This is a genomic window from Streptomyces sp. NPDC006610, from assembly GCF_040611575.1.
GTDB lineage: Bacteria > Actinomycetota > Actinomycetes > Streptomycetales > Streptomycetaceae > Streptomyces.
On the sequence record NZ_JBEXOP010000042.1, the window covers coordinates 1 to 23,150 of the forward strand.

Genomic DNA, 23,150 nt, shown 5'->3' on the forward strand with positions numbered 1-23,150 from the left:
GCAATTCCCGCAACTACCTGGCCTTTCTCGGCCTGGCTGCCGCCCTCTGCTGCTACAAGCGACTCGTCCGCCTCACCACATAGGACACGGCCTTAGCTTGACTCTGTCGGGGATCTTGGAGTTTCCCAGTGGCCCAGCATGATCAGCGGGCATGCTCGGATGGTTCCGATGACCGATGCACTGTCGAGGTGCCCGTTGTCCCTGCGCCCGCGTTCCGGTGAGCACGTACCGTCTCTGACTGCGCGGATCGCGCGGGCAAGCAACCCGGGTGGTACGACGGCGATATGGGTGCGCCTGGTACCCACCCGCGACCGCACCATTGCCCAACAGTCCAAGAACTACCGCTACTCCACCAATCACCAGATCGTGCTGGACGCAGAAAAAGCACTCTGGTCGTTGCCGTCGGACGGCCGGTGCCCGGCAACCGCAACGACTGCAGGGCATGGGAAGAATCAGGCGCAAAGGCCATGGTCGGCCGGGTCACCACTATCGCTGACGGCGGCTATCGCGGCACCGGGCTGCTCATTCCACACCGGCGTGCTCCAGGCCAGGAGCTTGCGGCATGGAAGCAGCAACACAACGCCTCGCACCGCATCGTCCGTGCTCGCGTCGAGCACGCCTTCGCGCGGATGAAGGCCTGGAAGATTCTCCGAGGCTGCCGGCTGAAGGGCGAGGGTGTCCACCACGCGATGCTCGGCATTGCCCATCTGCACAACCTTGCGCTCGGCGCGTGACTGCCCGCATCGGAGCAACTGCCCGTTCAAGACTCGGTGGGCAGGAGCTGGACCAGGCCGACCCAGTTTTCCTCGTCTACCTTGGTGTGGGTGGCCCGGACCCTCCAGCGGCCGGCGGCCAGTGGGACCGATGCCTGATCAGGCATCCCGCCGCGGGAATACTCGATGTCGAGTTCGGAGCCCGCTTCGGCGGAGTCCATGAGCACGGCCGGACCGTCCGACACCCACGTGCCGCACTCCTCCCACTCGGTGGCCGGGTCCGCGAGAACGCCCTCTGCTGCGGCCTTCAGTCCGGCCTCGGAATCGGCGGCAAGCCATCGCAGGAAAGCTCGGCGCTCGGGCAGATAGCAGCTGGTGGCCGGCTCGTCCGCCAGCACCAGTGCCTGCGCACCGTTCGCGCCGCCCACTGTGATCACACCGGCCAGATCGTCCACCGCACAGGCCCGGTCGTAGTCGTCTGGAGCGGTGGCGTCTCCCGCCATGACCCCGCTCTCCGTGCACCCGCGCCATGCAGCCAACGCGGAGACGGGGATGACGATCAAAGGCCCGCCCATCGACTCCACCCAGGGGGAGGTGTGGACGCATCGGCTGCGGTAGGCGAAGAGGCGCTCATGCCGTCAGTGTGCCCGGGCCCACTGACAACGCCCACGCCGCTCATTGACGCCCAGCACGGAGAACGCCTCGGCGCCTGCGGCAACCAGCGGTTACGGGACAGCCTTTACGACCTCGTGCACGGTAGGCGGTGAGGTGTCGAGGAGGGTGTAGGGCTCGGTGTTCACGCCCGCCGTGCCGACGTCAGGTCCGCGGTCTGCTGGTGTGAGAGCAGGCTGGCGACGGCCTGGACGGTGTGGCTCATGTGTTCGCGGCGGCCAAGGTGGCGGGTCAGGGCCCGCCCGTTCTTCAGGTGGGCGATGCCGTGCTCGACACGGATACGCTTCGAGGAGTGCGCCTTGCGCTGTCGCTCGTGCATCTCCTCGTACCAATCCGGGGCGTTTTTTGAACTTACGGTGCGGAGGCGTGATCACCCGTCCGCCGGTCTGCGCGCCCAGACCCTGGTAGCCGGCATCGGCCAGGATTTCCACCGCGGGTCCGTCGGCCAGGAGCTCGACCAGCCCGAGCTGGCGGGCGTGGGTGATGTCCGCGCAGCTTCCGGGCCTGGTCGGGCTGCAGAAGAGCACTCGGCCTCGCCGTCCGTGACGACCATGGTCTTGACCGCGTTCTGCTTGCTCTTGCCGGAAATGAACCTGTCCCGGTCCTTGCGTCCGGCGGCCGGCCGGCGGACCCGGATCTCGGTGCCGTCGATGATGCCGGTCTTCCCGCTGGCGCCGAGATCCGGGCCCGCAACCGCACCCCCGAGCTGACGGTGCACCCTCGCTCGGCCAGCAGGGGCGCACCTCTCCGATGGCGCGGGTGATGGTGGAGCGGTCCACTGCGAACCAGCAGGCGAGCACGTCGTGAGTGACTCCGTGGCGGAGGTGCACGAGGGTGGCCAGGAGCCGGTCGACGAAGACCAGCCGGTGCTTCGCACCCGCGCCTACAGCCCGCTTCCGCGGCCTGGAGGCAAGCCTGGCCCGGTGCCGTTCATGCCACAATGGGCCCAGCTCAACCACGAGGTCAGCAATCACGTCGGCCGACAGGCCCGTGATCCTCCGGTCCCTGATGATCGCCGCACGAGACGCGCTCCCCACCACACAACCATGATCGACGATCAAGAACTCGACGCCTCACCGCCTACCGTGCACGAGGTCGTTAGTGGTTGAAGAGCACATGGTCGATTGGCCAGCTGGTGCCGGGTGCCGACCGGTCGTGTCTCCCGCCCCCGCGGCGTGTTCAGCGTTGGGTTCCATGATCTGGGTCCACCAGGCAGACGACCTGAGTACGTTCGTGGGAGACGGCTATCCGGCCATGGCGGCAACCTACGGCCCGACGGCCCGTTACGCGCGTCGCGGGCACGTCATCCATTGGGAGGGGTTCATCGCACAGCTGCGGGGCTACGCGCAGGTACATGGGGTTATACGGGGGCGGGTGACTGGCGCTCGTGTACGCGCCGGCCCAGGATGTAAGTGGCCGTCACCGCCTGCTCGTCTCCCAAGATCATCAACGCGAACAGGCGCTCGGCAAAGGTCTCGGCGATCTCGGCGCGGCGGGCCAGGGTGGGGGTGGCCGCGAAGTCGAGAACGGTGAAGTCGGCTTCCTTGCCGACGGTGAAGTTGCCGATGTGGCGATCCAGGGACAGGGCTCGCGCGCCGCCCAGGGTAGCCAGGTAGAAGCCGCGCAGAGCGTGCAGGCGTCCGCCGCGTACCGCCACCACCTTGTATGCCTGGTTGAGGGCGTACAGCTGGGAGTAGCTGGTGCCGCCAGCGATGTCGCTGCCCAGACCGACACTGACGCCGTATCGCCACGCGGCGTCGAGGTCGAACAGGCCACTGCCCAGGAACATGTTGGAGTCGGGGCAGAACGCCACCGCCGAGCCGGCGGCGGCCAGGCGAACGCGGTCGGTGTCGTCGATATGCACGCAGTGCGCGAACAGCGACTTGCCGGTCAGCAGATCGAAGCGGTCGTAGATGTCGATGTAGGAACGGTAGGAGGAATCCTGGGCGCGGTAGATGTCGAGCACCCGCTTGATCTCCTCGGGGTTTTCCGCGCCGTGGGTCTGGATCCACAAGTCGGGCTGCTGGCGGTGCAGCCGGGCAACCATGGCCAGCATGTCCTCGGTGCAGGTCAGTGCCAGGCGCGGGGAGATGCTGTAGCCCAGGCGGCCCTTGCCATGCCACCGGTCGATCAGTTCGAGCGTCTGGTCCTCGGCTGTCTGCACGTCCGGGTCGCGCAGGTAGTGCGGGGTCTGTGTGACCCGGTCCATCAGCACCTTGCCGCTCAGCATGCGCAGGTTGCGCTGCAGGGCCTGCTCGAAGAAGGCGTCGACCATGGTGGTGTGGATGGAGGTGTGGACCGAGGCGGTGGTGGTCCCGGCGGCCAGCATCCGCTCCAGGGCGATACCGGCCACGGTGCGGGCGTAATCCGGATCCGCGCACTTCGCCTCCGCGGGGAAGGCGTACTGCTGCAGCCAATTCAGCAGCTGCTCGCCGTATGAGGCGACGATGTCGACCTCGCTGACATGCAGGTGGGTGTCCACGAACCCCGGCACGATGAGCCGGCCCCGGTGATCCACCTTCGTGGCACCGGTGCGCAGTTCACACGGCACATCTGCGGCCGGCCCGGCCCAGGCGACCTTTCCCTCGCCGTCCACCACCAGCGCCCCGTCCTCGAACAGTTCCCAAGCGGCCGGATCCAGCTCCGGACCGGGATCGTCCAGGAAATGCAGCACGGCACCCAGGAACACCCGCACACCGTGCTGCCCACAACCAGCGGCCGTGTCCCTCGTCTGCCCGGTTGCCGCCTGTTCGCTGCTCACAAAGGACAAGCATCCAGCCGCAGCCCTCGCCCGTCCGGCAACAGCACCCGTCGCGACGCCGCTGATCACCCGGACAGCTCCTCCGCACGATGTGTCGGGCCGACCGCTGTCCGCCTAGCAAGTCATCTCTTAAAGGAGTATTGACGGCTTTTCTAGTGTTCTATCCGCCGCTTCCGGCGACCGAGCGAGAGGCGATCTCATGCGACGAACCGAGTACGACGCGAGCCAGGCCGCCAAGCGCCTGAAGGTGCCCGCAGCCGCCTTCCGGTGGGCCCGCCACACCGGCCTCATCCCCGCCCCCGACGTGTCGTCGTCCCGGTGGTCCCGGGCCGCTGTGGAGGCGCTGGACGCCGACGCCTTCCGGGCCGCGATGCCCTCCCCGCCGATCAGCGGCGGCGCGGCGGCCGACCGGATCGCCGACGCGCTCGGCACCCCGAACGTGATCGGCGAGAAGGCGAACGTGACCGCGTTCGTGGTGCGCCGGTTCGTCGACCGCGGCCTGCTGGTCGACCTCAGCGCGAACCCGGACGGAACGCTGCACCACCCCGACCAGGTCGACCAGGTCTGCCAGCGCGAGGACCTGGCGGACCTCGCCGCCGCCGACACCCCGCTCGGACCCGAGCAGGCCGCCGCCCGGTTGGGGGTAAGTGGTTCTCCGACGGGTTCCCCGAAGGTCCTCGTGCTGACGTAGCCGCATCTCAGAAGGTCCACGGTCTGTACCGGTCAGTCACTCGTTGGTGTCCTGATGCGCGTCTTCGGGATCGCACCCGACACCGCGATGAAGTACGGCAAGGCCGCCCACCCCCACCGCAGGGGACAGCAGGTCGGCGGCGCGGCGGACGTCGGCGGCGACGGCGCGGGCTGCGCCGGTGAGCAGCAGGGCGATCTATTGGAGGTCCGCGGGTGGCAGGCCAGGGTTTCCGGTTCATCCGGGCACGGCTTTGACGAGGCACTTGTGGAGCTCCTTGTCGCCGATGAAGCGGCTGGATGGGGCTGCGTAGGTGGATGACCGGCGCACGCCACCCGTTCGAGTGGCGTGCGCGGTCTACTCACCGGAAGGAATCGCCCCTAAACCGAAGATGTCCCCTGGCAGCTCGTCACAGTCAGTCCCTGGTGAGGAAGGCGGAACATTCATGCCGGTCAACGGATCCCCGGAGAACCCATTCGCTCTCAGCCCTGACGATGTCGCCAGGCTGGAGGCGATCCGTGCGGCGCTGCTCGACCCGTCGCCGCGCCGGATCGGCATGCTCGACCAGTGGGGTCTTGCCGATACCTACGAGGCGCAGGCGGAGATCGCCGAGTACCGGGAGTTCCCGATCGTCATGGCGGACGGGACCCGGATCGACGCCGGGCTGAGCGTGCCGCGCCACCTCGCGCCGGGGCAGACCTGTCCCGCCATTGTCATGCCCGCTCCGCTGAACGATCTCGGCCGCCTGGCTTATTTCGGCACGATCCCGCGCTGGACGCTCGGCGGCTACGCCGTCCTTGGCTACAGTCAACGCGGACTGGCTCGCTCCGAGGGTGAGATCCAGGTTGCCGGGCCCCAGGACGTCGCCGACGGCGTCGAAATCCTCAACTGGCTCACCGGTCTGGAGGGCGTCGACGTGGACCGGATCGGTTGCTTCGGCGCCTCCTACGGGGCCGGGACCAGCCTGCTGCTGGCCGCGGAGGACCCTCGCGTTAAGGCCGTCGCCGGAGCCAGCGCCTGGGGCGATCTGTTCGCCTCCCTCTTCGAGAACGGCACCCGGCATATCAGGGCGTTCGAGGCGCTTGTGTCCCTGTTCCACGAGGAACGCTGCTCGGCGGAGTTCCGACAGGTCATCAAGAAGGTCCGCGACAACGTCATCGACGACGAGGTCAGGGAGTTTGCCCGGCTTCGCTCGCCGATGCAGCACCTGGCGACTTACAACGAGCGCAAGCTGCCGGTTTTGATGACCACCTACTGGCACGAGACGATCTTCTCGGTACCCGCCGTCATCGACCTGTTCACCGGGCTGCAGGGCCCCAAATCGCTGCTGGTGCAGATCGGCGACCACGGCAACGGCGAACTGCCCGGCCTGTTCGGCGCCATCTCCAAGCCCACCGAGATGGCCTACCGCTGGATGGACCATCACCTCGGGGGCAGCGCCGGCGACGGCGCGAGGCCGCAGTTCGGCATCCGCTCGGAGTACATGCACAACCTTCTGTCCGACCTCACCCACCCCGACTGGGCGAGCTACGCCCTGCCCAAGCAGCGCTTCCACCTTGGCGCCGTGCCCGAGGGGCAGCAGGACGCACCGATGGCACAAGGCCAGCCGCAGCCGGGCTGGACCCGCTCCGTGCAGCCCGCCGGTCCGGACGCGGGGATCGTCGTCGCCCCCAAGCTCGTCCAGACAGGCCTGAAGGAGCGTGCCGGACTGCCTCACGTCTACCGCACCGCCGAGATCAAGCGCGACGTCGCCGCCATCTGGACGACCACGCCGCTGGACCAGCCCATGCGCGTCCAGGGCGACCTGGAGGCCAAGATCACCGTGAAGCCGCAGACGAACAACGCCACCCTCGTCGCCTATCTCCTGGACTGCGACCCCGCCACCGGCCGGGCCACCATCGTCACCCACGCCCCCTACACCCTCACCGACCAGCAGGCGGCCACCGTCACCTTCCGCATGCAGCCCACCCACTACGTCCTCGCCAAGGGTCGTCAACTTCAGCTCGTCATCGACAGCTACGACCCCTTCTTCGCCGACGACAACACCATCCCGTCCGCCCTGGAAATCACCTCCCCCCAGGGCAACGAGTCCTACATCGACCTTCCCCTCGGCCCACTGCCATAGCACCCGGCCACGCCGCCCGATGCCCGCATCCGCCACCCGGTGAAGCTCCTGCTGGCCAGCACACCCGCGGCAGTAGGCATATGTTCGCCAGCGCAGCAGAAAAGGAGTCGGCGCTCCCCACCCCAGGAGTGGGGGGAGCATCTGTCGCTGACGGTCATCGACCGATCCATCCTGAAGAACAACCCTCCGGACCAGCTGGCGGGCCCTGGACCGCGGCGCGGTCCGGCAGCATGCCGGCCACGCGCTGACCGTGAAGAGGTCGCGCTCGCCTTCCAGGACGCCTGCCGCCGCGGAGAGCTGTGCCGGCCCCTGAACTGGCCCCGGCCACGGCATCACCGGCGGCCAGGGCGTCGTCCCGGACGTGCTGCTCCACTACCGCACCGGCCCGGGCGGGCGCGGCGCGGTGCTCCAGGTGCTCGTTGACGTCGACCGCGCCACCGCAGAGCCCGGGCGCCTGGGCGCGCGGCCGGCCGCCTACGCGCGCCTGCACGGCTGTGCAGGCGTGCTCCCGTCCGGCTGCGGCAGCCGGCGCAGTCCAGGGCGCCGCGCGGGTGGGACGACGGCTGCACTGCCCGCCCCTGAGGCTATTGTTCGTCCTGGACGGCACCGGGGCGGCCGGGGTCGAGAGCAGATCAGCACGCTGCACGCGGCGGCCGCCGAACCGGACACGGCCGGCCTTCGGGGCGTTCCCGTGCTCGCCGCGGCACTCACCGATGTCCTCCGGGCCGGGCCCGGCGCGCCAGTCTGGCGGCCCGTGCACGGCCCCGACCAGGGCGTGCCCTGGACCACCGCCGACCGGCGGGCATGAGCAGCAGGGGGCCGGGTAACAGGTCCAGCGGCTGGACGACGCAGCGGACGTCGTGCCGCGCGGGGAAACTGTCGGGGCGGTGGCGCACACAAAGACCTGGGGAGGTCGTGCGCCACCACCCTCAACACGTCACCCGCCCCGAACCCCGACCACGGCCCGCGCAGGGCCGACCACGGCCGCCCGAACCCCAACCACGGACCCCGACCATGGGCCGACGGCTACCCCCGACCATGCCGGTCAGCCCGCTGCGCACACACCAGCCCAGGGCGCATCCGGCAGCCGCCTGCGCACCGCACAGCCCGGTTGCCCAGCCCTTACGCATCGGAGTACGCAGCCACCCCGACCACGACCCGCCCAACCCCAACCATGAGCCCGACCATGCAGGTCAGCGCCACAATGCGCAGACCCGTCGCGCAGCCGCACACCGGTGCCCGGCGCCCCGGGCAGCAGCCCCACCAAACGCCGCGGACGCCCGGCTGCGCAGCCCTCGGCCACCCGGCGCGGGAATCACCCGCAGCGGAACCGGGCAGCCGGCCCAACTGGCGGCCACCGCCTCCAGCCCTCCTGGACCTCGCGCAGGCGGGCACCACCCCATGTGCATCGAGTCGACCGCGCGGGCGGTGGCGATAGGTCGTCGGCGCCGCACGCCGCGCACCAGGTCTGGATGCCCGCGGCCGCGCCCTCTTGGATAGGGGTGGTCTTGGCCAGGTGCCAGCCGCACCGGGCGGAGAGTTCCTTCCCGGCGGTGAGGCCAGCATCGCTGCTGCGCGAATACGACCGGGCCCGCGCCTACACCGACGACCTGCGGCAGGACCTCGCCCCGGACGAGGTGACCGGGCGACCGTACAAGAATTCCAGCGCCATCGGCTGGCACCTCGGCCACCGGGCCCACGTCGCCCACTTCGTGATCCGCCACATCCATACGGGCCGGAGAGGGCCGGCGCAATAGTGCGTGTCAGAGGTCGACGGACAGCAGTGTCCCCTCCTTGGCCCGCGATACGCAGGGCAGCAGGGCGCCGGCCTCCCGCTCCTCGGGGGTCAGGATGTGGTCGCGGTGGTCCGGGGTGCCGTCGAGCACCTGGAGGCGGCAGGTTCCGCAGTACCCCTGGCGACAGGAGCGGGGGGCGGCCGGGCGGGCGTCGAGCAGGACGTCGAGGGCGGCCCGGTCGCCGGGGACCGGCAGACGCGTGCCGTCACGCAGGCGGAGGGTGAAGGGGGCCCCTTCGGCCACCGGAGCCGCGGTGAAGCGCTGAGCGTGCAAGGGCTGGCCCGCCCGTGCGGCCAGGGCGCGGCGGACGGAGTCCAGGAACGGTGCGGGCCCGCAGCAGTACACCGCGGCGTGGCGCGGGGCGCACGCGAGCAGGGCGGCGGGGTCGGGGTAGCCGTCGGTGTCGTAGTGGTGGGTGGTGATCCGGGTGCCGGTCGGGTCCAGTGCAGCCGACTCGGCGGCGTAGGGCAGAGCGGCCTGGCTCCGTCCGGTCTGTACGAGGTGCCAGTCGAGGCCGCGCCGTGCGGCTTCCCGGACCATAGGCAGCAGGGGCGTGATGCCGATGCCGCCGGCCAGGAAGAGGACGGTGGGTTCGGCCGCGAAGGGAAAGGCGCAGAAGGGACCGCGAGCGGTCAGCCGGGTGCCGGGTGGCACCGCGTCGTGCAGTTCTCGGGAGCCGCCCCGCCCACGGGCCAGGCGGCGTACGGCGATGCGGTACACGGTCGTGTCGGCGGGGTCGCCGCACAGGGAATACGAGCGCATCCGGCCCGAGGGCAGGATGACGTCGAGATGGCTGCCAGGCTGCCAGGCGGGCAACGGTGCGCACGACCGTTCCGCTGCCAGGGTGAACTCGACGATGTCCGCAGCGAGTTCGCGTCGCGCGCGTACGGTCAGCGGTGTTTCCGCGGGGACGTGCGCAGGCGGCCGGGAAGTGCGCCGGACGCCGGGGAGAGCGAGGAGGAAGAACAGGACTCGGCTCAGCCGGGTCAGCTGGGTGAGGAACTGATCGGGGCGTTCGGGTCGGTACAGGTCGGTCGGAGGCTGCGGCCGCGTGGGCATGAGAACTCCAGGGGCGAGGAGGGACGAGCGGCGGCTTCGAGTCGTCGGGCGGTGGCGCGGGTCAGAGCCGGACGGCGGCGCGGGCGGCGGGAGAGCGGGCCAGATAGGCCAGGGCGGGCCGCAGGTCGAAGTCTCGTGACGGGTGGTACTTGGGGCGTACGTAGCGCAGGGCGGAGCCGGCGAGCAAGGCGGGCGGCCAGAGCAGTCCCCGGCGGGCCGCGACGAGGTGAGCGCGCGGAGTGAAGCGCACTGAGCCGCGCAGCTGGGGGTCGATGCTCATGAGGTAGCGGGTGCCGCGCGTCAGGAGCCAGAGCACGTTGGCTCCGGTGAGCGCGGCGGTGCGCAGCCGTCGAATGTAGCCCGGGTCCAGGTGGACGAGCAGGTCGAAGGCGACACTGGAGTGTTCGACCTCCTCGGCGCCGTGCCAGCGCAGCAGGTCGAGCATCGCGGGGTGGGCACCGGCGCCGTCGAGGGCCGGGGTGTCCAGGACCCAGGCGCCCAAGGCGGCCGTGAAGTGCTCGGCCGCGGCGACGATGGCGGCCAGCTCCGTCACCTGTTCGCGGTAGTGGGGCGAGGACGGCTCGTCCCGAGGAGTAAGGATCTCGCGGAAGTGGAACTCCATCTGCCGCAGGTAGGGGTCGATGTCCAGCCCGAGAGCGCGCAGCCTGCCGTGCACTTCTTCATGGGCCCGGGCGTGGATCGCCTCCTGGCCGATGAAGCCGTGCAGCCGGTCGCGCAGATGTTCGTCGGTGACCATGGGGAGTGCCTGCCGGAAGACCCGGCAGAACCAGCGCTCCCCCTCGGGCAAGAGCAGATGCAGGGTGTTGAGGGTGTGGGTGACCTGCGGTTCGTTCGGGACCCAGTGCAGCGGCAGGTCCGACCAGTCGAAGCGGACGTCGCGCGGCAGGTGACGCAGGGCGGTGTGGGGGGTCGTCATCTCAACTCCGGTTCAGCTGAAGGACGGTACGCAGGGTTAGGTCGACGGCGGCGGACGGGGCGAGCCGGGCGAGCCGCCCGAGGGCCGCCTCGTAGCCGATGCCGTAACGGCGGCGGGGAACCGGAACGGTCAGCGCCTTCACCACCGTCCGGGCGACGACCTCGGGACCAAGGGGGCCACGGCTAGCGACGATCCGGCGCATGGTTGCGTACGCCGTCTCGTAACGGGTGTGAGCCGGAAAGTGTCTGAGCCCGTCGGTGAGCATGGGCGTGTTGATGAAGCCCGGTTCGATCAGCGAGACGTGGATACCGCTGCCGGCGGTCTCCCGGCGCAACGCGTCGGTCAGGGCTTCGAGGGCATGCTTCCCGGCGCAGTACCAGCCGTTGAGTGGCATGGCGACCAGCCCGGCCACCGAGCTTATCTGCACGATGCGGCCTTCGCCCCGGCGGCGCATGGTGGGCAGCGCGAGGCGCGTCATCCGGGCGGTGCCGAGCAGGTTGGTTTCCAGGACGGCCCACGCGTCGGTTTCACAGACGTCTTCGAAGGCTCCGGAGACCGCGATGCCGGCGTTGTTCACGAGCGCCCAGGGGCCGCCCTCGGTCATGTCGGTGATCTCCGCCATGGCGGTCCGGCAGGAGTCCCTGTCCGTGACGTCGAGCAGGACCGTGTGAAGGTGCATGTGGCGCTCGGCGGCCGTCGCGGCGAGTTTCTCGGCTTTTTCGGTGGTACGGGCCGTGCCGATGACCTGGTATCCGCGAGCGGACAATTCCAGGGCCGTGGCCATGCCGATGCCGCTGGTGGCCCCGGTGACGACGACGCTTTTCATAGCTGCCTCTCTTGGACGTGACGAGCCGAATTCGCGGTCGGACATGCCGCCGCCCGGATATCCGACACCTTGAACGATCACCGTGCGAGCATGACGAATATGCGAGCCCGCTGCGCATGTGACACGACCGAACTTCCTCGACTCACGCGGCCGAGCATGCAAAAGGGTCATTCAGATGCCCCAAAAGGCAAATAAACCTTTCAGGTGAACTCCTGCTGTCCTCTCTGCGTGAAGGAGTAGTCAGCCGTGCCGTGGTCGGACACCCGGATGGGCCGGTACATTATTTTCCTGTGGGCGGTGTTCGTCCTGGGTGCCTGCCTGGCGATCCCGGCGGGGCAGGAGCGGTTGCGGGGCATCGCCCCGCAGGTTCCGGGCAGCCCGTCGGACCACGCAGCCCGGCTTGTCGCCGACCGCATGCCCGGCCTCGGCTCCGAGCAGATGCTGCTCGCCTTCAACTCCCCTTCGCTGCGCGTGGACGAGAAGCCCTACCAGCGCGCTGTGTCCGCCACCTTGGAGGCGGTCGGCAAGGCGGCCGGCGTCGGCACGGCGATGCCGCTCCCCCGGCCGCGCGACACCCACCCCCATCACGCCCATGCCCTGGTGGGAACGGAGGGGGACGCCGAGACCCGCCGCCGGCTGCTGCCCCGCTGGCGTGCCACGGCCGAGCACACGGCGGCCGCCGCCTCCGGTGGCCGTGTCTCTGTGGCGGTGACGGGTCTGACTCCGGTCTTCGCCGAATTGCACCACGCCGACCTGCGCGACCTGCGGCGTCTTGAGCTGGTGACCGCGCCCATCGTGCTGCTGCTGCTTGTCCTGGGACTGCGCTCGCTCGGCGCGGCACTGGTGACAGCGGTGATGGCAGGTACGTGCGCACTGCTCAGCGCCGGACTCCTCAGCGCGCTGGCCCTGTTGTGGCCGGTGGACAGCATGGCTCTCACCGTCGCCACCACGATCGGCTTCGGCCTGGGTCTCGACTACGCCCTGCTGTTCGTACTCCGTCACCGTGACCTCGTACGCGAAGGATCTGGTCACCGGCAAGCGGTCGCGTCGGCCCGGAGGAGCGCCGGGCGAGCCATGCTGTGGTGCGGGGGCGCGGTCGTCGTGACCTCGGCAATCCTGTACATCATTCCGTCGCAGATGGTCCGCACGATGGGGCTGGCCGCCGGGCTCACCGCCCTGGTGACCGCGACGACCGTCTGGCTGGTCCTGCCCGTCGTCCTGCTCCGCCTCGGACCGCTGCTGTACCGGCGCCAGCGTACGCACTCCCGCCCACGGTTCAAGCAAGCCGCCGCGAACGGCGGGAGATCATTGGACCGTTGGGAGCGATGGGCCGCCCATCTCATGCGCCATCCCTGGCCCTGGCTGGCAGCAGCCCTCGCCGTGCTCGCCCTCGCCATCGCACCGGTCGGCGGACTGTTCCTGACCCCGAACCTGGACCGCGCCGCCATCACCCGCAGCGCTGCCGGCAGCGGACTGGAGCAGCTGGAACGGAACGGCCTGGCCAACACCACCCTGCTGGCACTGCCTCACCGCACCGGCCAGGGCCCGGTGAACACGGGCCCTCTGACGGCCGTACTGCGGGACGACCCCCGCGTCACCGCCGTCCGCACCCTGGACAACGGACGTGACCTGACCCTGGCCGTCGTCACCGACCGGGTGCCGGTGGACACGGCTGGCTCCGCGCGGCTGGTGCGGGACATCGAGGCGGCCGCGGCCCATGCGTTCCCTGCCGGGCAGCCGGTGCACGTGGCCGGTCCCGCCGCGGCCATGGCCGACTTCCACGCGACTTTGCGCGCCGCTCTGTGGCAAGTGGCCGGGCTGTGCGCGGCGGGTGCCCTCCTGCTGATGCTCGTGGCCTTCCGCAGCCTGCTCATCCCCATCAAGGCACTGCTGATGAACGCGCTCGCAACGGCGGCGGCCTTCGGTCTCCTTGCCCGGTTCACGGACCTCACCGGCGACCGTGTGAACGTCGTGGTCCCGGTGCTCGCCCTGACCATCGTGTTCGGACTGTCCTTGGACTACGAGGTCTTCCTCGTCCACCGCATCACCGCGTACTACCGCACCCACGGCGATCACCGTGCCGCTGTCGCGCGCGGTCTCAGCGAGACCGCACGCCCCATCACCCTCGCCGCGGTGACCATGGCCGCCGTCTTCGCCGCGCTGCTGACCACTCAGCGCCAAGACCTGCGGCACCTGGGCTTCCTGGTGACCGCATCGGTGCTGGTGGACGCCACGCTGATCCGCATGGTGCTCGTGCCGACCCTGATGCGGTTGTTCGGCCACCTCAACTGGTGGCTGCCACCCACTCTGCGCGCGCTGTCCGTGCGGAAGCCAGCCGACGCGGAACGCCCCTCACCCCCGATTCAGCGAAACCCGAGCCGGCCCAACCCGAGCCGGCCCAACCCGAGCGAGGTCATTGCCATGGACAACACCACCCTCACCTTCGACGTCATCCGTTCCGCTCTCACCTCCGCTTTCCGCATCCCCGAGGACGAGGTGGTGCCCGGCGCCACCCTCGAAGAACTCGACCTGGACTCCCTGGCCCTGGCGGAGTTCGCGCTCATCCTGGAGGAACGGCTCGGCGTGAAAATCGACAGCGAGCACGCCGTACGGACCACCACCCTCGCCGAAGTCGCCGACCACCTGGACGAGCTGCGTGCAGCCACGGTGGCACCCTGATGGGCGCGGCCACGACCCCGGTCGCCATCACCGGACTCGGGATGGTCACACCGGCCGGTGACGACGCGGACACCACCTGGGACGGCGTCTGCTCCGGGCGCTCCGCGGCCGCCAGGGACCCCCTCCTCGCCGGTCTGCCGGTCGACTTCTCCTGCCGCATCCGGCTGTCGGACGAGGAGCTCGACCACAGAGTCGGCCGCAAGTCGTGGCGGATGGGCCGCGCGGAGAAGTTCGCGGTCCTCGCCGCCCGAGAAGCCGTGGCCGACGCGGGACTCGACCCCAAGGCCTGGGACGCAAGCCGGGTCGCGACGGTTATCGGCTGCGGCATGGGGGGCGTACAGAAGTGGGAGGAGCAGCAGGCGCGGCTCCACGAGCGCGGGCCCGACATGGTCTCCCCCCTGGCCATTCCCATGATCATTCCCAATCAGGTGGCGGGCGGTGTCTCCATCGACCTGAACGCCCGCGGTGCGAGCCTGGCACCCGCCACCGCCTGCGCCTCCGGGGCCACCGCGATCGCCGTGGCCCGCGATCTGCTGGCGTCGGGCCTGTGCGACATCGTGGTGGCCGGCGGCGCCGAAGCGGCCATCGGACGGCTGTGCACCACCGGCTTCTGGCGGATGGGCGCCCTCTCCGAGCGCGTCGATGACGTCAGCGGGGCCTCGCGCCCCTTCGCCGCCGACCGGGACGGCTTCGTGATGGCCGAGGGCGCCGGCATCCTCGTCATGGAACGTGCCGACGACGCCCTGGCCCGCGGCGCCCGCCCCCGCGCCCTGCTCGCCGGGTGCGGCAGCACCTCCGACGCCTACCACCCCACCTCTCCCCCCGAAGGGGCCTGGGGCGCGGAAGCCGCGCTGCGCGCGGCACTGACGGAAGCGGGCGTCTCTCCGCACGATGTCGAGCACGTCAACGCCCACGGCACCTCCACCCCGCTCAACGACGCGACGGAAGCCGCGTTGATCGCCCGCGTCCTGCCGCACCGTCCCAGCGTCACCAGCGCCAAGGGCGCGTTGGGGCACACCTTGGGGGCGGCGGGCGCCGTCGAGGCGGTCCTCACGGTGCTGACGATGCAGCACCGCGTGGTCCCGCCCGTGGCCAACCTCCAGGCACCTGCCCCGGAGTTCGACATCGACCTCGTCGTCAAAGAGCCGCGCCAGCAGCACGTACGCACCGCCGTCAGCCACTCCTTCGGCTTCGGAGGCCACAACGTCGTCCTGGCGTTGCGGACCTGGCAAAGCTGACACGACCCTGCACAGGAGACCGCACATGCCCGCCGCCTCCCTTCCCCGCGCCCGGAAGCGCTACAGCACCGTCAGCCAGGTCGCCGTGCACGTGCCCCCCGGTCACCAGACGGGCCAGGAGATCGAGGAATCGCTGCGCGTCCGTGATCCGGGCGCACGAGTGCTGCCCGGCCTCCTCAGGCAGATGTACGGCTTCGAGCAGCGCCGCGTCGCCCCGCCGGGCACCTGGCCCTCGGATCTCGCCGCAGCGGCCGGGCGGCAAGTGCTGGGCCAGGCCGGGCTGCTCCCCGACGCCGTCGACCTGGTGATCTTCGCCTCGGCGTGCGAGGACGTGGAGGAACCGGCCACGGCTCACATCGTGGCCGACAAGATCGGCATCACCGCTTCGGCCTTCGACGTGAAGAACGCCTGCAACGGCCTCCTGAACGCCATGGAGATCGCCGACGCCCTGATCCGCACCGACCAGTACCACCGGGTCCTCATCTGCACCGGAGAACGGGGAAGCCTCCTCTCCCGCCAGCCGCCCCACCGTGGCAACGACCTCGCCGAGTTCCTGCCTGCCTGCACACTCGGCGACCTGGGCGCGGCGCTCCTGATGGAAGGGGGTGACCACCCCGGGATGCTGGGCGGTCACTTCCGGGCCAACTCCGCGGGCTGGCGGGCCGCCACCGTGAGCAACCCCTACTTCGCACCATCCCTCGGCACGATGACCGTACGCTTCGACTCCGCCGCGCTGGCCGGTTCCTTCCTAGGCATGGAGGCGGCGGCGTTCGAGGGCCTGCGCGCACTGGGCCGCACAATCGACGACATCGATCTGTTCTGCGTCCACCAGCCGTCCGTGGCGTTTACGCACGCCATCCGCGATGCGCTGGGCATCCCGAAGGACAGGGTCGTCCAGACCTTCCCGCACTACGGCAACGTCGCCACGGCCAGCCTGCCCCTCCAACTGGTCGAGGCGACGCGGCAGGCACGGCTGCGGCCGGGCGACCTAGTGGCGCTGTTCGGCCTCGCCAGCGGCGCCGCTGCCGGAATGGTGCTCCTCCAGTGGTGAGGCGTCTGCGGCGCCGTGACGAGTCGGCGGTCAGCCGATGCCCGGATCCAGCAGACCCGGCGGCAGCTGGCGAAGCTGCGCGCGGAAGGGCTGGTGGACCGGCTCACGATGGGGCGGGCCGGACGCACGTAGACGTGGTTCCCCGCCCCCTACGGAGCACAGCTGGCCGGGGAGTGGCCCGCGTTCTGCGGTCGGCGGCCCTGGAGGAGGGGCCTGGACCGCGCCCGCGGTCCGGCACCGTGCCGGACACGCGCTGACCGTGAACAGAGTCGCGCTCGCCTTCATCCAGAAGGCCCGCCGCCGAGAGCTGTGCCGACCACTGGACTGGATCGCCGATCCTTACCACCGCACCGCCGACGGCCAAGCCGTCGTCCCGGACGCGCTGCTCCGGCTACCGGGCCGGTGACAGAGGGACGGCACAGCGACGGGCACGGGCCGGCACTCCGGGCGCTCGTCGACGTCGACCACGCCACCGCAGAGCGAGAGCACAGTTGCCTGGCCCTTCTTCTCCGGGGTGACCGTTTCGATGTGGCGTTCTCGCAGGCAGGGGCGGTGGGGAGCGTGACGGGTAGGATGCCGCGCCTGGCGGTGGCATCCAGCCGATGTGTCTGGGGCCCGCCGGGCAGGCCTGGGGTTGAGGCAGCTACGCAGGGTGGTTCGGCGAAGGAGGGAGAAGGGCTGGCCGCCGGGCACGGTCTGCTCTCTCCCTCCTTCGGGGAACTGATGTGTGTGTGGAGTACCTCCTGTGCGTTGTTTTTCGGTGTGGGGATGACTGCATGGCTCGGGTGGTGAGAGGGTGAGGGCGGCGGGGGTCGTGGCCAGCTCCAATGGCCGCGGCCTCCGTCATGTCACCGCTCTCGTCCCGGATGGCTAGCCGATGGTGAACTGCCCGGCGATGCCGGCGTCCTTGACGCCGCCCATGGGCGCGCCGACGGTGCAGTCGCCGACGCCCTGCCAGAAGCTCATGTGGATGTCGGCGGTGAAGTCCTGGTTCTGGAAGCGGCCCTGGGTGACGTGTCCGGTGATGTGAGCGGTGTTCAGCACGGTGCGGTCGATGCGCATGTCCACGGTGCTGGTGGCCGTCTCCCCGTTGTCGAGGGTCCACTCGATGGTGCCGGACCCCTCACCGCGGGCGAGCGGGCTGGCCAGGCAGCTCAACACCAACCCTTCGAAACCACTGGTCACTCGGGCGCCGGCGATGGTGGTGCCGCTGTTGGGGTCGCCGCTGTTGTCGTAGCAGTTGCCTTCCATGCGGATGTTGGCCTGCTGGGGGGTGGGGATCAGCTGGACGCCCGGCTCGAAGTGGATGTTGCCGGAGGTCGAGCAGGAGATGGCCACGTCGGTGTCGGCGGCCTGGACGGCGGCGGGGCCGGCCAGGACCAGTCCCGCCGCCAGTCCTGCGGTCGCTGCGGCCCGAACCAGGCGCGGAGCACGCCGGTTGCGCTGTGTCATGTGTGTTTTCCTCTCTGGGCAGGCGGCAGCACGCATCCATCAAACAGAGGATTGGGGGATGGCGCTTCCCGTCACAAACGGGCGCCGCTGTCACATCGGACGTACCCACCGTGACCACTGGCAACAGTCCACGTCAATCACACTTTCGCGAAAGCACCGGCGCATCTGGAACTACTAAGCGCAATGGGGCTTACTGGCGGCGCGTAATTCGCGACGGGGCGGTCATGCGCGCCCCTGTGATATGGCTGGCCGGGCGCCTGCTTCAACGAGCTTCCAGCCCGGCTGTCACCGCTTCCGTGAACACGCCCGGCTAGGCGTCCCAAGCGCCGCAGCCGGCTACGACTTGCTGATCGGGGACCTGCTGCCGACCGGCGTACCGCACTGGCCAGCAGGTTGCTGACCAGCGCAGACATCAGGTTGGAGAGCACAGTTCGGGGCTTTCGGTCTGCACAGACGTGCCCGGACTCGTGGGCAGCCGCAGCGCCGTGCATCTTCCGGCGAACACCGGGCCGCAGACAGGCGAACCTGCGATCGCGCCTGCACGGCACGGTCAGTGACCGGGAACAGGTGTGTGGCCAATTCCCTCACCCAAACGAGCAGCCGGCTTCCGGGCACAGGCAGCGCTCTGCGCCCATCAACATGATTGTCCTTCTATTGAGCTCGAACGGGTGACTTACGGTTCCTTGACGGGTTGACAGGCGCATTATCGAAATGACCGCCTCACACCGGGCCGTGACCATTCACGAGTGACGGCGGGTCACTCCCTTTGCGGCGCGCGCCGCGTCTGCCGTACCGCGACCGTCTCATCGGCGGTGCAGGACGCGGAAAGCCAGCGGCCGGTCCCTCTGAGCACGACCGCCCCTCGTCACCACCGCGACCGCCGCTTCGTAAACGACCCGGAAGGCACTTCGCCTCATGCACCTCACAGCAGAGCACACCCCTGCCCGTCCACGAATCACCAGGCGCCGCCGGCTGTTTGCGGCCGGCGCGGCGGCTGTGGCCTTGTCCACCGCCGCACCGGCCGCTTTCGCCGACACGGCTGTGCCCGACAAGACCACCGCTTCGGCCGCCGCGCCCGCTTCAGCCGCCGCGCCCGCTTCGGCTCCCAGGCTCGTCGGCCACACGGCCTGGCACCGCGCTTTCCTCGCCTCGCTCACCCGGCCCAACGCCGACCCGCCCGGCGCGAACGACTGGAACTGCAAGCTGACCGAGAAGCACCCGCGGCCAGTCGTCCTCATCCACGGCACCTGGGAGAACGCCTACAACAACTGGAGCGAACTCTCCCCCAGGCTCAAGGCGGAAGGGTACTGCGTCTTCGCCCTCAACTACGGCGCGGACATCGGCGACGTCATCAAGGGGAAACGCTCCATCCCCCAGTCCGCCAAGGAAGTCGCCACCTTCGTCGAACGCGTCCGCACTCGGATGAGCCAGAACAACCAGAACGGCGAGCGCGTCCAGGTCGACCTCGTCGGCCATTCCCAGGGAGGCGGGATCCTGCCCCGCTACTACCTGAAGTTCGAAGGCGGCGCCAACGCCGAGAACCCCGAGGCGAACGCGGTCAACCACCTCGTGGGCATCTCACCGAGCAATCACGGCACCACCATGATGGGACTGGCCACCATCGCCAAGAAACTCGGTCTGCTCGCCCCCGTCGCCAAGTTCGGAGGACAAGCCCTCGCCGACCAGACCATCGGCTCGGCCGTCAACCGGGAACTCGACGCCGGCGGCGACACCATGCCCGGCGTCACCTACACCACCCTCGTCACCCGCTTCGACGAGGTGGTGACCCCCTACGACCGCCAGTACATCCACGACAGCGGCCCCACCAACCGAGTCAAGAACATCACCCTGCAAGACGTCTGCGCCAAGGACCACACCGACCACATCGGCAGCTCCTACGACCCCATCGCCATCGCCCAGGTCCTCAAGGCGCTCGACCCCAGCTACAAGGAGAAGCCCCAGGACAGGTGCCGCTTCGTCCCCCCGGTCATCAGCTGACCCGGTGACGACCCCCGGGACCGGCACACTCCGCCCCCACCGGTCCCGGCACAACCGGGGCGCGCCCTCCACGAGGCCGCGCCCCGGCCACCACCGAGACCAGCCGCAAGGGACACGACCATGCGACCACGCCACCTCGCCTGCCTGCCACTGATCGCCGCCTGCGCTCTGGCCGCCACCTTCACCGCCCCGCAGATCGCCGCGGCCCACGCCCCTGCCGACCACGTGCCGCACCGTCTCACCGACGCATCCCCCGCCAGCGGCGTCACAGGAACAACAGACAGCGCCCTGCGCCTGATCAACGACCTCAGGCGTTCCGCCGGCTGCCCGCCCTTGCGTTTCGTGCCGGCTCTCAACCGCGCGGCCCAGCGATACACCGACCTGATGGCCCACACCAGCACGCTGTCCCATCACATCAACGGAACGACACTCGCCGACCGCCTTCGTGGCACCCACTACACCCAGCATGCACTGGCCGAGAACATCGCCGCCGGATACCCCACTCCGAAAGCCGTGGTCACCGCCTGGAACACCAGCCCACCGCACCGCCGGAACCTGATCAACTGCTCCTATCGCGACAGCGGCCTCGGCGTAACCCACACCAAGGACACCAACTGGTGGACGCTGTTGCTGGCGAGTCCCGCCGAGAACACACCGCGATCGCGACCACCACAAGCCAAATACACCGCAAGCGCAGAAGGCGCCCGGAGCTGATGGAGACGGCCGCTTTCGAGGCGGCCGTCGCCGACCACGTCGATGACCCCTGCGACGCCCTGACCGACGCCATCGCCCTGTACGCCGCCGTCGCCTCGCTCAGCGAACGGCAGCGCGACGCGATCCTCCTCCCCTACGGCATGGGCTGCACAGCCGCCGAAGCCGCCGAAGTGATGGGCAACGAGGAAGCCACCGTCCGCTCCCAGCTCCGCACCGGTCGCGAACGCCTCGCCCACATGCTCAGACTCCGCCGCTGCCCGGAGCATCCCGACGGGAAGAACCGCTCATGACCCCGCTGCCGTCCGACCGCCAGACCATCGACGACCTGCTCGCCGAGGCCCGCACCCGCAACCGGTACGCCACCTACAACATGGCCGCAGCAGAAACCCGACTGCGCGCCCGGCAGGCCGCCCGCCACCGCCCGGCCCGCCACCGCCACGCGGACACCGCCTTCGCCCACACCGAGTGGACCCCGCCCGCGAACGAGCACACACCGGACGCCGACCGCGCATGGTGGGATCTCAACGCCGTCCGGAACTCCCGGGCAGCCGCCCACGCTCGGTCCTCCACCCAGCCGTGCACGGCCGAGCCCTGCTCGAGATACGCAGCCGGCTTCTCCACGCAACACGGAGACAGACGGCATCGAGATCCCCTCGGGCAACGGGAGACCAGAGCCCGCACACCGCCGTCCCGCCACAGCTGGTGCCGCAGGCAGGCAGACTTCCGGCTCACTCTCAGCCGCCGTGCGATCTCATACCGGCTTGATCTCCTGCTCGAACAGCTCGGCCGCCTGCATCCGTACTGCCTCGCGGTGCCGCCGTCCCGCAGCAGACAGCCCGCATCCGTTCCCCGTACCTCACACACCACCAGATACAGCCACCGCGCCAGGCGCCTCAGAGACTTCGAACGAGTTCACCCTGACGAGCCGAAGTCAGTAAGTTCGCGGGCGGCCAAGGCGGTGCCTTCGACGCGTGCGCTGATCTTGGCGAAGGCGGTGTCGCGGGAGGTGGAGGTGTCGTCGGCGAAGGGGGAGAAGCCGCAGTCGTCGCAGGTGCCCAGGCGGTCTGGGGGCAGGTGACGGGCTGCAGCCAGGACGCGGTCGCGTACCTCCTCGGGTGTTTCGACGCGTGGGTCGATCGGGTCGGTGACGCCGATGAAGACCTGGGCCTGGTCGGGGAGATGTTCGGCGAGGACGGCGAGCACTTTGTCCGGATCGGGCTCGCTGGCCAGCTGGATGTAGAAGGCGCCGGCCTTGAGGTGAAGGAGTGCTGGCAGCAGAGCTGTGTAGTCGACGTCCAGGCTGTGGGTGGAGTCCTGATCGCCGCCGGGGCAGGTGTGGATTCCGATCCTGGCCTGTTCGGTGGTGGAGAAGCGTTCCAGGACGCGGTTGTTGAGGGCGATGAACTGGTCCAGCAGGTTGCCGCTCGGGTCGAGTTTCAGCGCGAGACGGGCTTCGGTGAAGTCGAGCTGGACGCGGTGGGCGCCTGCGTCCAGACATCGGCGGATGTCCGCTTCGGCCTCGGTGGTGAGGTCGTCGAGGAAGGCTTCGCGGGGGTATCCGTCGATGCCGTCGGGTGGATAGAGGAGGCTGAGCGCCGACGGCGCGATGACGGCCTGCTTCACCGGTGAGTCCGTGTGCCGGAGGGCGGCGTGCAGGTAGCGGTCGGCGTACACGCCGTAGCGCAGTGGTCCGCCCGTGAGGCGGGGCAGCTGCCGGTGGTGCCCGTCGGCGAACGGGATGACGACGCCGTCGGGTGCCAGTCGGTCCAGGCCGGTCAGCGGGTAGGTGGCGAAGCTGGGTTTGGCCTGTTCGCCGTCGGTGACGACCGGGGAGCCGATCTCCTCCAGGCGGTGGACAGTGTCGCGGACCGCGCGGTCCTGGGCGGCGGCGAGTTCGGCGTCGCCGATCCGGCCCTCGGCATGGTCCGCCATGGCGGCGAGCAGCTCGGCGGGCCGCGGAATGCTGCCGATCGGTTCGGTGGGAATGCCCACCGGAGTCCGGTTCACGGCCCGATCTCCAGCTTTGCCTCGCCGCTGCTGCTCCGCAGCCCGGATGACAGGCATGAGGTGGGCAGCTCACTGGGGAGCGCGGCGACGGTCCGATGCGCCGCCAGCCCTTCGCCGCGGCCCTCGACCACCCGGCCCGACAGCCTGACCACGAGGACGCCTGCGACACGAACGGTGGTGCTGCTGTCGTAGGCGATCGACGATCGCTTCCCGTCACCGTAGTGGACGACTTCCCCGAAGCGCGAGCTGCCCAGCGTGGCGCAGGACGCTGACGGCGACGTCCCTTCCAGGCGGCCGGTGGCCGGCACGGTGCGGCCGGGAGTGACCGCGCACCTGTAACTGGCATCTGTCTTGACGCGGGTCGAGCGCGGCAGCAAGGTCAAGGGCGGATCGTATGTGCTGGTGCTGGAGCCTGTGCACGAAACTCTCTCGGG

The 23,150-nt window shown here is 69.8% G+C and carries 19 protein-coding genes and 4 pseudogenes; 12 read left to right on the forward strand and 11 right to left on the reverse strand.

Annotated features, from left to right (window positions below):
* Positions 1-294: 294 nt before the first annotated feature.
* A pseudogene (locus tag ABZY13_RS27290) lies at positions 295-734 on the forward strand (transposase); the annotation flags it as partial.
* 26 nt (positions 735-760) lie between these two features.
* Here ABZY13_RS27290 and ABZY13_RS27295 read toward each other — a convergent pair.
* From ABZY13_RS27295 to guaD, 4 genes and pseudogenes are all read right to left on the reverse strand, one after another.
* Positions 761-1,288, reverse strand: a complete 528-nt coding sequence (locus ABZY13_RS27295; protein ID WP_356635388.1) for an Imm21 family immunity protein — start codon at positions 1,286-1,288, stop codon at positions 761-763.
* 221 nt (positions 1,289-1,509) lie between these two features.
* Complete coding sequence (locus ABZY13_RS27300) at positions 1,510-1,704, reverse strand: hypothetical protein (protein WP_356635396.1); 195 nt, start codon at positions 1,702-1,704, stop codon at positions 1,510-1,512.
* 475 nt (positions 1,705-2,179) lie between these two features.
* Positions 2,180-2,425 (reverse strand): annotated as a pseudogene (locus ABZY13_RS27305) (transposase); the annotation flags it as partial.
* Between the two features lie 320 nt (positions 2,426-2,745).
* Positions 2,746-4,146 carry a guanine deaminase gene (guaD, locus tag ABZY13_RS27310; protein WP_356635272.1) on the reverse strand — a complete coding sequence of 467 codons (1,401 nt, stop codon included), beginning with the start codon at positions 4,144-4,146 and terminating at the stop codon, positions 2,746-2,748.
* Positions 4,147-4,345: 199 nt separating this feature from the next.
* On the opposite strand from guaD, the pseudogene ABZY13_RS27315 reads away from it, so the two are divergent.
* The 3 genes and pseudogenes from ABZY13_RS27315 to ABZY13_RS27325 all read left to right on the forward strand — a co-directional run.
* Positions 4,346-4,786, forward strand: a pseudogene (locus tag ABZY13_RS27315) (hypothetical protein); the annotation flags it as partial.
* A gap of 105 nt (positions 4,787-4,891) precedes the next feature.
* Entirely contained in the window at positions 4,892-5,155 is a 264-nt protein-coding gene (locus ABZY13_RS27320; protein ID WP_356635274.1) for a hypothetical protein, read from the forward strand.
* Positions 5,156-5,279: 124 nt separating this feature from the next.
* Complete coding sequence (locus ABZY13_RS27325; protein ID WP_356635276.1) at positions 5,280-6,959, forward strand: CocE/NonD family hydrolase; 1,680 nt, start codon at positions 5,280-5,282, stop codon at positions 6,957-6,959.
* 1,394 nt (positions 6,960-8,353) lie between these two features.
* On the opposite strand, the pseudogene ABZY13_RS27330 reads toward ABZY13_RS27325, so the two are convergent.
* Positions 8,354-8,526 (reverse strand): annotated as a pseudogene (locus tag ABZY13_RS27330) (transcriptional regulator); the annotation flags it as partial.
* On the opposite strand from ABZY13_RS27330, the gene ABZY13_RS27335 reads away from it, so the two are divergent.
* Positions 8,513-8,716, forward strand: a complete 204-nt coding sequence (locus tag ABZY13_RS27335) for a hypothetical protein (protein ID WP_356635278.1) — start codon at positions 8,513-8,515, stop codon at positions 8,714-8,716. The pseudogene ABZY13_RS27330 and the gene ABZY13_RS27335 overlap by 14 nt on opposite strands.
* A gap of 6 nt (positions 8,717-8,722) precedes the next feature.
* Here ABZY13_RS27335 and ABZY13_RS27340 read toward each other — a convergent pair whose 3' ends face one another.
* From ABZY13_RS27340 to ABZY13_RS27350, 3 genes are all read right to left on the reverse strand, one after another.
* Positions 8,723-9,814, reverse strand: coding sequence for a PDR/VanB family oxidoreductase (locus ABZY13_RS27340; protein WP_356635280.1), 1,092 nt, complete (start codon positions 9,812-9,814; stop codon positions 8,723-8,725).
* A gap of 61 nt (positions 9,815-9,875) precedes the next feature.
* Complete coding sequence (locus ABZY13_RS27345) at positions 9,876-10,751, reverse strand: metal-dependent hydrolase (RefSeq protein WP_356635282.1); 876 nt, start codon at positions 10,749-10,751, stop codon at positions 9,876-9,878.
* A 1-nt stretch (position 10,752) separates the two neighbouring features.
* A complete protein-coding gene (locus ABZY13_RS27350) occupies positions 10,753-11,622 on the reverse strand; it encodes an SDR family oxidoreductase (RefSeq protein ID WP_356635284.1) in 870 nt (289 codons plus the stop codon).
* 201 nt (positions 11,623-11,823) lie between these two features.
* On the opposite strand from ABZY13_RS27350, the gene ABZY13_RS27355 reads away from it, so the two are divergent.
* The 4 genes from ABZY13_RS27355 to ABZY13_RS27370 all read left to right on the forward strand — a co-directional run bounded on the left by ABZY13_RS27355 (position 11,824) and on the right by ABZY13_RS27370 (position 16,951).
* Positions 11,824-14,256 carry an MMPL family transporter gene (locus ABZY13_RS27355; protein WP_356635286.1) on the forward strand — a complete coding sequence of 811 codons (2,433 nt, stop codon included), beginning with the start codon at positions 11,824-11,826 and terminating at the stop codon, positions 14,254-14,256.
* Positions 14,256-15,494: a beta-ketoacyl-[acyl-carrier-protein] synthase family protein gene (locus ABZY13_RS27360; protein WP_356635288.1), complete on the forward strand. Its 1,239-nt coding sequence runs from the start codon at positions 14,256-14,258 to the stop codon at positions 15,492-15,494. Before ABZY13_RS27355 ends, ABZY13_RS27360 begins: the two co-directional genes overlap by 1 nt.
* Before the next feature lie 25 nt (positions 15,495-15,519).
* A complete protein-coding gene (locus tag ABZY13_RS27365; protein WP_356635290.1) occupies positions 15,520-16,545 on the forward strand; it encodes a 3-oxoacyl-[acyl-carrier-protein] synthase III C-terminal domain-containing protein in 1,026 nt (341 codons plus the stop codon).
* Positions 16,546-16,804: 259 nt separating this feature from the next.
* Complete coding sequence (locus tag ABZY13_RS27370) at positions 16,805-16,951, forward strand: hypothetical protein (protein WP_356635292.1); 147 nt, start codon at positions 16,805-16,807, stop codon at positions 16,949-16,951.
* Positions 16,952-17,415: 464 nt separating this feature from the next.
* Here ABZY13_RS27370 and ABZY13_RS27375 read toward each other — a convergent pair whose 3' ends face one another.
* Positions 17,416-17,997 carry a hypothetical protein gene (locus ABZY13_RS27375; RefSeq protein ID WP_356635294.1) on the reverse strand — a complete coding sequence of 194 codons (582 nt, stop codon included), beginning with the start codon at positions 17,995-17,997 and terminating at the stop codon, positions 17,416-17,418.
* Between the two features lie 1,002 nt (positions 17,998-18,999).
* Here ABZY13_RS27375 and ABZY13_RS27380 point away from each other — a divergent pair.
* The 3 genes from ABZY13_RS27380 (at position 19,000) to ABZY13_RS27390 (ending at position 20,999) form a co-directional block, all read left to right on the forward strand.
* Positions 19,000-19,995 (forward strand): alpha/beta fold hydrolase, encoded by a 996-nt coding sequence (locus ABZY13_RS27380; RefSeq protein ID WP_356635296.1) that lies wholly within the window; start codon positions 19,000-19,002, stop codon positions 19,993-19,995.
* A 120-nt stretch (positions 19,996-20,115) separates the two neighbouring features.
* Complete coding sequence (locus ABZY13_RS27385) at positions 20,116-20,709, forward strand: CAP domain-containing protein (protein ID WP_356635298.1); 594 nt, start codon at positions 20,116-20,118, stop codon at positions 20,707-20,709.
* Positions 20,709-20,999 carry a sigma-70 family RNA polymerase sigma factor gene (locus ABZY13_RS27390; RefSeq protein ID WP_356635300.1) on the forward strand — a complete coding sequence of 97 codons (291 nt, stop codon included), beginning with the start codon at positions 20,709-20,711 and terminating at the stop codon, positions 20,997-20,999. The genes ABZY13_RS27385 and ABZY13_RS27390 overlap by 1 nt, the downstream gene beginning before the upstream one ends.
* 622 nt (positions 21,000-21,621) lie before the next feature.
* On the opposite strand, the gene ABZY13_RS27395 is transcribed toward ABZY13_RS27390, so the two are convergent.
* Entirely contained in the window at positions 21,622-22,701 is a 1,080-nt protein-coding gene (locus tag ABZY13_RS27395) for a cobalamin-independent methionine synthase II family protein (RefSeq protein WP_356635390.1), read from the reverse strand.
* Positions 22,702-22,712: 11 nt separating this feature from the next.
* Positions 22,713-23,099 (reverse strand): hypothetical protein, encoded by a 387-nt coding sequence (locus ABZY13_RS27400; RefSeq protein ID WP_356635302.1) that lies wholly within the window; start codon positions 23,097-23,099, stop codon positions 22,713-22,715.
* Between the last annotated feature and the right edge of the window lie 51 nt (positions 23,100-23,150).

What these genes read in the sequence shown, in the direction of transcription:
- ABZY13_RS27360 (WP_356635288.1), top strand. Translation starts at nt 14,256, where the DNA reads ATGGGCGCGGCCACGACCCCGGTCGCCATCACCGGACTCGGGATGGTC.
- ABZY13_RS27320 (WP_356635274.1), top strand. Translation starts at nt 4,892, where the DNA reads ATGCGCGTCTTCGGGATCGCACCCGACACCGCGATGAAGTACGGCAAG.
- ABZY13_RS27375 (WP_356635294.1), bottom strand. Translation starts at nt 17,997, where the DNA reads ATGACACAGCGCAACCGGCGTGCTCCGCGCCTGGTTCGGGCCGCAGCG.
- ABZY13_RS27345 (WP_356635282.1), bottom strand. Translation starts at nt 10,751, where the DNA reads ATGACGACCCCCCACACCGCCCTGCGTCACCTGCCGCGCGACGTCCGC.
- ABZY13_RS27300 (WP_356635396.1), bottom strand. Translation starts at nt 1,704, where the DNA reads ATGCACGAGCGACAGCGCAAGGCGCACTCCTCGAAGCGTATCCGTGTC.
- ABZY13_RS27365 (WP_356635290.1), top strand. Translation starts at nt 15,520, where the DNA reads ATGCCCGCCGCCTCCCTTCCCCGCGCCCGGAAGCGCTACAGCACCGTC.
- ABZY13_RS27390 (WP_356635300.1), top strand. Translation starts at nt 20,709, where the DNA reads ATGGAGACGGCCGCTTTCGAGGCGGCCGTCGCCGACCACGTCGATGAC.
- ABZY13_RS27340 (WP_356635280.1), bottom strand. Translation starts at nt 9,814, where the DNA reads ATGCCCACGCGGCCGCAGCCTCCGACCGACCTGTACCGACCCGAACGC.
- ABZY13_RS27295 (WP_356635388.1), bottom strand. Translation starts at nt 1,288, where the DNA reads ATGGGCGGGCCTTTGATCGTCATCCCCGTCTCCGCGTTGGCTGCATGG.
- ABZY13_RS27350 (WP_356635284.1), bottom strand. Translation starts at nt 11,622, where the DNA reads ATGTCCGACCGCGAATTCGGCTCGTCACGTCCAAGAGAGGCAGCTATG.
- ABZY13_RS27385 (WP_356635298.1), top strand. Translation starts at nt 20,116, where the DNA reads ATGCGACCACGCCACCTCGCCTGCCTGCCACTGATCGCCGCCTGCGCT.
- ABZY13_RS27325 (WP_356635276.1), top strand. Translation starts at nt 5,280, where the DNA reads ATGCCGGTCAACGGATCCCCGGAGAACCCATTCGCTCTCAGCCCTGAC.